9 protein-coding genes and 1 pseudogene are annotated in these 8,528 nt (G+C 70.8%); 2 read left to right on the forward strand and 8 right to left on the reverse strand.

Annotated features, from left to right (window positions below):
• From VFF97_RS07885 to VFF97_RS07905, 5 genes and pseudogenes are all read right to left on the reverse strand, one after another.
• A pseudogene (locus VFF97_RS07885) lies at positions 1–488 on the reverse strand (bifunctional riboflavin kinase/FAD synthetase); the annotation flags it as partial.
• Positions 485–952 carry a hypothetical protein gene (locus VFF97_RS07890; protein WP_325032944.1) on the reverse strand — a complete coding sequence of 156 codons (468 nt, stop codon included), beginning with the start codon at positions 950–952 and terminating at the stop codon, positions 485–487. The pseudogene VFF97_RS07885 and the gene VFF97_RS07890, both read right to left, overlap by 4 nt.
• Positions 953–1,001: 49 nt before the next feature.
• Positions 1,002–1,370, reverse strand: a complete 369-nt coding sequence (locus VFF97_RS07895; protein WP_325032945.1) for a hypothetical protein — start codon at positions 1,368–1,370, stop codon at positions 1,002–1,004.
• Positions 1,367–2,254, reverse strand: a complete 888-nt coding sequence (truB, locus tag VFF97_RS07900) for a tRNA pseudouridine(55) synthase TruB (protein ID WP_325032946.1) — start codon at positions 2,252–2,254, stop codon at positions 1,367–1,369. The genes VFF97_RS07895 and truB overlap by 4 nt, the downstream gene beginning before the upstream one ends.
• Positions 2,254–2,940 (reverse strand): uridine kinase, encoded by a 687-nt coding sequence (locus tag VFF97_RS07905; RefSeq protein WP_325032947.1) that lies wholly within the window; start codon positions 2,938–2,940, stop codon positions 2,254–2,256. Before VFF97_RS07905 ends, truB begins: the two co-directional genes overlap by 1 nt.
• Positions 2,941–3,021: 81 nt before the next feature.
• Between VFF97_RS07905 and VFF97_RS07910 the strand changes: the two genes are divergently transcribed.
• Complete coding sequence (locus VFF97_RS07910) at positions 3,022–3,891, forward strand: A/G-specific adenine glycosylase (protein ID WP_325032948.1); 870 nt, start codon at positions 3,022–3,024, stop codon at positions 3,889–3,891.
• Here VFF97_RS07910 and VFF97_RS07915 read toward each other — a convergent pair whose 3' ends face one another.
• Complete coding sequence (locus VFF97_RS07915) at positions 3,892–5,184, reverse strand: nucleotide disphospho-sugar-binding domain-containing protein (protein WP_325032949.1); 1,293 nt, start codon at positions 5,182–5,184, stop codon at positions 3,892–3,894. It lies immediately after the preceding gene.
• A 66-nt stretch (positions 5,185–5,250) separates the two neighbouring features.
• Here VFF97_RS07915 and VFF97_RS07920 point away from each other — a divergent pair, with 66 nt between their 5' ends.
• Positions 5,251–5,877 carry a helix-turn-helix domain-containing protein gene (locus tag VFF97_RS07920; RefSeq protein WP_325032950.1) on the forward strand — a complete coding sequence of 209 codons (627 nt, stop codon included), beginning with the start codon at positions 5,251–5,253 and terminating at the stop codon, positions 5,875–5,877.
• Between the two features lie 24 nt (positions 5,878–5,901).
• On the opposite strand, the gene rbfA is transcribed toward VFF97_RS07920, so the two are convergent.
• Positions 5,902–6,336: a 30S ribosome-binding factor RbfA gene (gene rbfA / locus VFF97_RS07925; RefSeq protein WP_325032951.1), complete on the reverse strand. Its 435-nt coding sequence runs from the start codon at positions 6,334–6,336 to the stop codon at positions 5,902–5,904.
• A gap of 99 nt (positions 6,337–6,435) precedes the next feature.
• A partial coding sequence (gene infB, locus VFF97_RS07930; protein ID WP_325032952.1) for a translation initiation factor IF-2 occupies positions 6,436–8,528 on the reverse strand: 2,093 nt, incomplete at its 5' end.

Here is an 8,528-nt window from a genome sequence, read left to right on the forward strand (position 1 = left end):
CGGCCCTCGTCGATCGCGCGCACGTCGTCGACGACGTCGACGGCGAACCCGAGCTCGCCGCCGAGCTCCCGCAGGAAGGCGGGGTCGCCCGCTCCCCCGCGCCCGAAGCGGAAGTCGGCGCCCACGAGCACGGTGCGCGCGCGGAGGGCGCCGACCAGGATGTCCTCGACGAAGTCACGCGCCGGGAGGTTCGCGAGGCTCTCGTCGAACGTCAGCATGAGGGTCGCGTCGACCCCCGTCTCGGCGAGCAGCTGCAGCTTCTGGTTCACGCCGATGAGGTCGGGCGGGCACTTGTCGGGCCGCAGCACCGCGAGGGGGTTGCGGTCGAACGTGACTGCGACGACTTTCGCCCCGCTCGTCGCCGCGTCCACCTGTGCACGCTCGATGACGGCGCGGTGGCCGGCGTGCACGCCGTCGAACTTGCCGATCGCGACGACCGACGGACCGAAGCCGTCGGGCACGTCGGCGGGATCGCGGAAGACGATCATGATGCGGCGGATGCGGTCGCGGGCTCGGCACGCGTCGTGACGGAGGGACGGTGGGCGATGAGCCACCACAGCCCGAAGAACGGCAGCACGAGCGGCACGTACAGGTAGCCGAAGTAGCCGTCGGGGCCGAGGCCGCCGAAGTACGACCATACGGACGGATGCCCGAAGATCTCGGGCATGACGAAGCTCAATGCGCCGACGACGAGGACGCCGACGAGCTCGAACCCGATGGCCACCCACGCGACGATGTACCACGCGTGCGAGCGCGAGAAGATGAGCGCCAGCGTCGCGAGGATGTAGACGAGCGCCGAGATGGCCGACAGCGTGTAGGCGAGGGGCGCCTCGTCGAACCTCTCGACGATCTGGACGAAGGAGCGACCGGTCGAGGCGAGCGCCATGATCGCGTAGACGATCACGAGAACGCGGCCGATGCCGGTCATGCGGGTGCGAGTGGGCGACGACATGACGCGTCAATCCTACGGCGGCTGATCGGCACGGCTCCCGCGCGGGCCGTCATGCGACCTGGATCGTCCAGATCACCTGCATCCGCCACACCATCACGGCGACGGCGAGGGCCGCGACCCCCATGATCACGGTGCTCCACCGGCTGCGCTCGAGCAGGGCCCACACGACGCCCGCGGGCGGCAGCAGCGCGGCCGAGACGAGGTACACCCAGAACTCCAGGATGCTGCCCGTCGGCGGGTTGCCCGCCAACGGGGCGATGATCGCCATCACGATCTGGACGATGAGGAGCAGCTCGAGCAGCGCGAGGGCGCCGACCGTGAGATCGCTCGGCCGCCGGCCGGCGAGCCCGAGCGCGATGCACAGCACTCCGGCCGCACTCGCGACGACGACCTGAGCGATCGTGAACCACAGGATCAAGGGAGGGCCTCCTCGGGCATGTTCATGGCGCTCTTGATGTCTTCTCCACGGCGCTCGACGATCCCCACGAGCCGGCCGTCCGGGTCGATCGCCGCGACCCTGCTCGACGTGAGCCGAGCCGCTTCGCCTGAGAGGCGCTTGCCGTGGCGCAGGTCGCGCGCCTCGTCGGGGGAAACGTCGAGGCGTCCGAGCACGGCGGACGCCGCCGTCGCGGGGTCGAGGGGGGTCGCCGTCGGCAGGTCGTCGAGGAGCGCGGCATCCGCCACGGCGAACGGGCCGATGCGCGTACGCCGCAGCGCCGTCAGGTGGCCGCCCACACCCAGGGCCGCGCCGAGATCGCGCGCGAGCGCGCGGATGTACGTGCCGCTCGAGCAGTCCACCACGACGTCGAGGTCGACGGTGCTGTCGCCGCGCCGCTGCGCGAGGACGTCGAATCGCGTCACCTCGACCTCGCGGGCGCGCAGCTCGACCTGCTCCCCCGCGCGGGCGAGGTCGTAGGCGCGACGGCCGCCGACCTTGATCGCCGACACGGTGCTGGGCACCTGAGAGATGCGGCCCGTGAGCGCGCCGATGCCGGACGCGATGTCGGAGGGGGCGACATGCGAGGCATCCGTCGTCGCCGTGATCTCGCCGTCGGCGTCGTCGCTGTCGGTCGCGACGCCGAGCCGGATCGTCGCCTCGTACGTCTTGTCGAGCCCCACGATGAACGTGAGCAGGCGCGTCGCCCCTTCGACGCCGAGGATGAGCAGGCCCGTCGCCATCGGGTCGAGCGTGCCGGCGTGGCCGATCTTGCGCGTGCCGAGAACGCGCCGCGCTCGGGCGACGACATCGTGGCTCGTGACTCCTCCGGGCTTGTCGACGAGCAGAATGCCCGCGTCGGCCATCAGCGGGCGTCCTCGGTGACGCGACGCGGGTGGTCGTAGTCGGTGTTGTCGACGATGACGGATGCCGCCGCCCGCGGGTCCGCTTCGCGCAGGTAGATCTCCTGCCCCTGCACATACCGCGAGTTGGAGCGCGCGTTCGGGTCGGGATCCGCGCCATCACGCTTCGCCATGCGCTCGTACGCCACCTCGAGCGGCACGTCGAGCCACAGCGACCAGTCCCACAGGTCGCGCAGCTCGGGGCGGTGCAGGAAGATCCCGTCGACGATGAGCACGGCGTCGAGGGGGCCGGTGACCCATTCCGACTCGACCGGCGCATCGCGCGCGACGTCGAACGCGGCGAGCTGGAACCCCGTCGTGGCACCAGTCTGCGCCCCGTCGCGGAACGGATCGATGAGCACCCGGCGGAACGTCGCATAGTCGTAGGAGTCGCGGTAGAACCCCTCCGGACTCATGCGGCCCCGCGCGTATCGCGCCACCCGCGGACGGTGGAACCCGTCGATCGAGGCGCGGAATGCGGCGGTGCCGCTGTCGCGGAAGACCTCTCCGAGGCCGTCGGCGAACATCGTCTTGCCCGCTCCGTCGATGCCGTCGACCGCGACGATGACGCGCCCGCCGGGATACCGCCGGCGCACCTCGTCGCGAAGCTCACGCCACAGGGTGGTGACGGGGGTGACCGGCAGCCGCATGCGTCCAGCCTACGAGTTGCGGGTGATCGGCGAGTGCGCGCGCGCCTGGGCCGGCCGCGACAGCCGCCTAGGCTGAAAGGCATGCCCGGCGCAGTCATGGCGTGGTACCGCGAGAACGCGCGCGACCTCCCGTGGCGGCGACCCGAGTTCGCCGAGCAGTACGGCGGCTGGGGCGTGCTCGTGAGCGAGTTCATGCTGCAGCAGACGCCGGTGACGCGCGTCATCCCGCATCTCGAGGCGTGGCTCGCGCGGTGGCCGACGCCGAGCTCGCTCGCGGCGGATGCCCCGGCCGAGGCCGTCCGCCAGTGGGCGAACCTCGGGTACCCGCGACGTGCACTATGGCTCCACCGCGCGGCGGTCGAGATCCGCGATCGCCACGACGGCATCGTGCCCCGCGACGTCGACGCCCTCCTCGCGCTCAGCGGCATCGGCGACTACACCGCGCGTGCGGTCGCCGTGTTCGCGTACGGAGCGAGGCATCCGGTCGTCGACACGAACACGCGTCGTGTGATCGCGCGCGCCGTCGAGGGGCGGAGCCAGCCCGGCGCGCCGTCGCGCCGGGATCTGGAGTCGATGGAGAGGCTGCTGCCCGCGGGCGACGCCGAGTCCGCGCTGTTCAACGCCGCGATGATGGAACTCGGTGCGACGGTCTGCACCGCCCGATCTCCGCAGTGCGATGCATGCCCGATCGCGTATATGTGCGCGTGGCGCCTCGCCGGGCGACCCGATACGGGCGACGCGCGGCGCAAGCAGGCTCGCTACGAAGGCAGCGACCGCCAGGCACGCGGCGCGGTGCTGAAGTCACTGCGGAGTGTGACGGGGCACGCCGTGCCGATCGAGGCCGTCCTTCCCGACTGGCCCGACCCGCTCCAGCGCGACCGCGCCATCGACTCCCTCATCGCCGACGGGCTCGCCGAGGCATCCGACGGTCTTCTTCGGCTTCCCGCCTGATTACGCCGCACGGGTCGTGGCCACGCGGTCGACCACCTCGAGGAGCCCGGCTTCGCCCGGCGCGTCACGGATGTCGGCGGCGATCCGTCGCGCGGCGGAGCGGTACGACGGATCGGTGAGCACCTCGAGCACGGCGGCGCGGATGCGGTCGCTCGACGGCGTTCCGGTGCGGAGGTCGACCCCGGTGCCCGACCACGCGACTCGCGCGCACGTCTCGACCTTCTCCTCGGTGTCGCCCGCGGCGACGATCGGAACCCCGTGCGCGAGAGCCGCGTGAAGGGATCCGTACCCCCCGTTGGTGACGAAGACGTCGACGTGCGGCATGAGCCGGTCGTAGTCCAGCATCCGAGCCACGCGAGCGTTCGACGGCACCTCCCCGACGTCGGACTCCGGCCGCCCACCGGTCGCGACGACGACGAGCACACGCGGGTCATCGGCGAACGCCCGCAGCGTCGGGCGCACGAGCTCGTCGAAGTCGCGGTTCGCCAGCGTGCCCTGGCTCACGTGGACGACCACCTCAGCGGCTTCGACGTCGGGCCACCACTCGGGCAGCGAGGCTCCGACGGCGGCCGATCGGAGTGGGCCGATGAAGGCGAGCGATTCGGGTGCGTCGCTCCGGGGATACTCGAACCCCGGTACGGAGAACTGCACGTAGGCGTCGGCCACCCGCGGCCAATCGGTCAGGAACACCGGGAGGCTCGCGCCCGTGTGCCGCCGCGCCGCGGCATCCGCTTCGCTCTGGAGGCCGCGGAAGATTCCGTGCGCGACGACCCGGTTCAGGACGCGGTTGCGGACCCGCCCGATGACGTCGCTCCGAGGAGGCAGGCCGGTCATCGGGGGTGCCGTGTCGCGGCTCAGCAGCACGACCGGGATGGCTCCGCACGCGATCACGGCCGGGCGCTCGGCCCGGGCCGTCGCACACACGGCGCCGAGGGCGAACACCCCGATGTCGCCGAGGATCACGGCGGTCCCCCGCCCGACCTCCCGCTCGATCGCGTCGAACCAGCCGGGGAGGGTCGCGATGAAGTTCCGTCTCGTGTTGTCGATGGCGAAGCGGATGCCGGTGAGCCGCGTCCCGTCGCGTTCGCGGCCGGCGTCGAGCATGTCCGCCGTGATGTCCGCAGTCTCCGGAAGCGCCACGTGCTCCCCGCCGGCCAACCTCACGGCGTCGCCGTAGGCGGCCCCGGTGAGGAACCGCACGTGGTGGCCGGCCTCGGTGAGGGTTCGGCAGACGGCGAGCATCGGAGCGACATGCCCATCGAGGGGAATCGCACAGACCAGTACGGACGACATGTGAGCGCCTCCGTCCCATCGAAGGGATCGAGCGCTATTATTCACCCGTCTCCGACTAGGATCAATATGCCCCGCACCTACGACAACAGCCGCCGCGCCGCGCGAGCGGCCGAGACGCGACGACGCATCGTGGACGCCGCGATCGACGTCTTCCGTCGGCGCGGGTACGCGGGCGCACGCATGGCCGAGATCGCCGAGCGCGCGGGTGTTTCCGTCGACACGGTCAATGTCAACGGCCCGAAGTCCGCGCTGCTGCAGGCGGCGGTCGAGGTCGCCTCCTTCGGGCAGGAGGGCGAGCACCTCGTGTTCGAGTTCGACCTGGGAGCGGACATCCTCCGTCAGCTCGACGCGGTCGCGCTCGCCCGCCTCCTCGCAGAGTTCCTCGTCGATCTCAACGAACGCGTGGGGGTGCTGTGGACCGTGCTGACGGCAGAGGCGATCGTCGACGACGAGCTCGCCGCTCGCCATGAGGCGATGCTGGCCAGCATCATCCGCTCGACGCACGCGCTCGTCAGGCTGTGCGAAGAGCGCGGATGGACCAGCGGCGATCTGACGCACGACCAGCGCGTCGCGACGCTGCTCACGATCGGCTCGATCGATTCCTACCGTCGCGTGCGTCACGGACTCGGCTTCGACGCCGACTCCTACCGCGAGTGGCTGCGGGCCGGGATCCTCACCGCGCTGCGCACGTGAGTGACCGCCGGAGCGGGCCGGAGGTCACTCCTCTTCGGAGGCCTCGCGCGGCTTGACGTACGGGTCGGCGTCGCCGGCGTACGAAGCGGATGCCGCCATGCCCGCGACTGCCGCGTCGCGCTCGCGCGCTTCGCGCAGCAGGTCCTCGATGTGCCCGGCGTTCTCGGGGAGGGCGTCGGGGATGAACTCGAGGGTCGGGGTGAGACGCACACCGAGCTGACGCCCGACCTCGCTGCGGAGCATGCCCGTCGCGGCCTTGAGCGCCTCGCCCGAGGCGATCCGCTCCTGCTCGTCACCGAGCACGGTGTAGAAGACCGATGCGTGCTGCAGGTCGCCCGTCACGCGCACGTCGGTGATCGTGACGAAGCCGAGGCGCGGGTCGCGCAGACCTTTCTCGAGTCGCTGCGCGATCAGAACGCGGATGCGATCGGCCAGTCGTGCCTGCCGTTCCGAAGCCATTTCCTCACCTCTTGTCGTCGTTCGACCGCGATGGCGCGGTCGTGGGGGTGCCGGATGCCCCGCTCCCGTCAGGGGCGGGGCATCCGGACCGAACCACGGTCACGCCCGCGGCTTCTCCACCAACTCGGTCGTCTCGATCTCGTCGCCGACCTGGATGTCGTTGTACTTGCCGAGCCCGATACCGCACTCGAAGCCCTCGCGGACCTCGGTGACGTCGTCCTTGAAGCGACGCAGCGACTCGATCGCCAGGCCGTCGGCGATGACCACGCCGTCGCGGATGACACGAGCCTTCGCGTTGCGGGTGATCGTGCCCGAACGGACGAGCACACCGGCGATGTTGCCGAACTTCGAGGAGCGGAACACCTCGCGGATCTCGGCGACACCCGACTGGACCTCTTCGAACTCCGGCTTGAGCATGCCCTTGAGGGACTGCTCGACGTCGTCGATCGCGTTGTAGATGACCGAGTAGAACCGGATGTCGACGCCCTCGCGCGCAGCGCGCTCGCGGGCCTTCGCGTCCGGACGGACGTTGAAGCCGATCACGATCGCGTTGTCGATCGTGGCCAGGTTCACGTCGGACTCGGTGATCGCGCCGACGCCGCGGTGGATGATCCGCAACTGCACCGACTCGTCGACCTCGATCTTGAGGAGCGACTCCTCGAGCGCCTCGACGGCACCCGACACGTCGCCCTTGATGATGAGGTTGAGCGACTCGACCTTGCCCTCTTCGAGAGCGCGGGTGAAGTCCTCGAGCGAGATGCGCTTGCGGGCCTTGGCCAGCTGGGCGTTGCGCTCGGCGGCCTCGCGCTTCTCTGCGATCTGGCGGGCGGTGCGATCCTCGTCGGTGACGATGAACGTGTCACCCGCGCGGGGCACGGAGTTCAGACCCTGCACCTGCACCGGACGCGACGGCGCGGCCTCTTCGACCGGCTCGCCGTTCTCGTCGATCATCGCGCGGACGCGGCCGTACGCGGTGCCGGCGACGATCGCGTCGCCGACGCGCAGCGTGCCGGACTGGATGAGGACGGTCGCCACCGAGCCGCGGCCCTTGTCGAGCTTCGCCTCGATCGCGACGCCGCGTGCCGGCTTGTTCGGGTTCGCACGCAGGTCGAGACCGGCGTCGGCGGTGAGCAGCACCGCGTCCAGGAGGTCCTGGATGCCGATGTTCTCGCGCGCCGAGACGTCGACGAACATGACGTCGCCGCCGTACTCCTCGGCCACCAGGCCGTACTCGGTGAGCTGCTGGCGCACCTTGGCCGGGTTCGCCTCGGGCTTGTCGATCTTGTTGACCGCGACCACGATCGGAACACCCGCCGCCTGGGCGTGGTTCAGCGCCTCGACCGTCTGCGGCATGATGCCGTCGTCGGCCGCGACCACGAGGATCGCGATGTCCGTCACCTGCGCACCACGGGCACGCATGGCGGTGAACGCCTCGTGACCCGGGGTGTCGATGAAGGTGATCGCCCGCTCGATGCCGTCGTGCTCGGTCCAGACCTGGTACGCACCGATGTGCTGCGTGATGCCGCCGGCCTCGCCCGCGACCACGTTCGTCTGACGGATCGCGTCGAGAAGGCGCGTCTTACCGTGGTCGACGTGGCCCATGACGGTGACCACGGGCGGGCGGATCTCGAGGTCCGCCTCGTCCTCGTTCTCGAGTTCCTCATCGAGGTCGAGACCGAAGCCCTCGAGGAGCTCCTTGTCCTCGTCCTCGGGCGAGACCATCTGGATCTTGTAGCCCAGCTCCTCGCCGAGGATCTCGAAGGTGGCCTCGTCGAGCGACTCGGTCGCGGTGGCCATCTCGCCCAGGTTGAACAGGATGGTCACGAGCGTGCCGGGCTGGACGGTGTAGCCCTTGAGCGCCTCGAGCTTGTCGGCGAAGTCCGAGATGGACGCGCCACGGCGCAGGCGGATGATCTCGCCGTTGCCCTTCTGGACGTTGACGCCGCCGACGACCGGCGCCGACCGCATCTCGAATTCCTGCCGCTTCGCGCGACGCGACTTGCGCTGCTTCGACTTGCCGCCGCCCTTGCCGAACGCGCCGGCGGTGCCGCCGCCGGGGCCACGACCACGGCCGCCGCCACCGGGACGACCGGCGAAGCCGCCGGGACCGCCGGGACGCTGGAAGCCGCCGCCACCGCCGCCGGGACGGCCGGGACCGCCCGAGCGCTGCTGGAAGGGCGCGCCGGGACGAC

The sequence above is a fragment of the Microbacterium sp. genome (assembly GCF_035687345.1).
Taxonomy (GTDB): Bacteria; Actinomycetota; Actinomycetes; order Actinomycetales; family Microbacteriaceae; genus Microbacterium.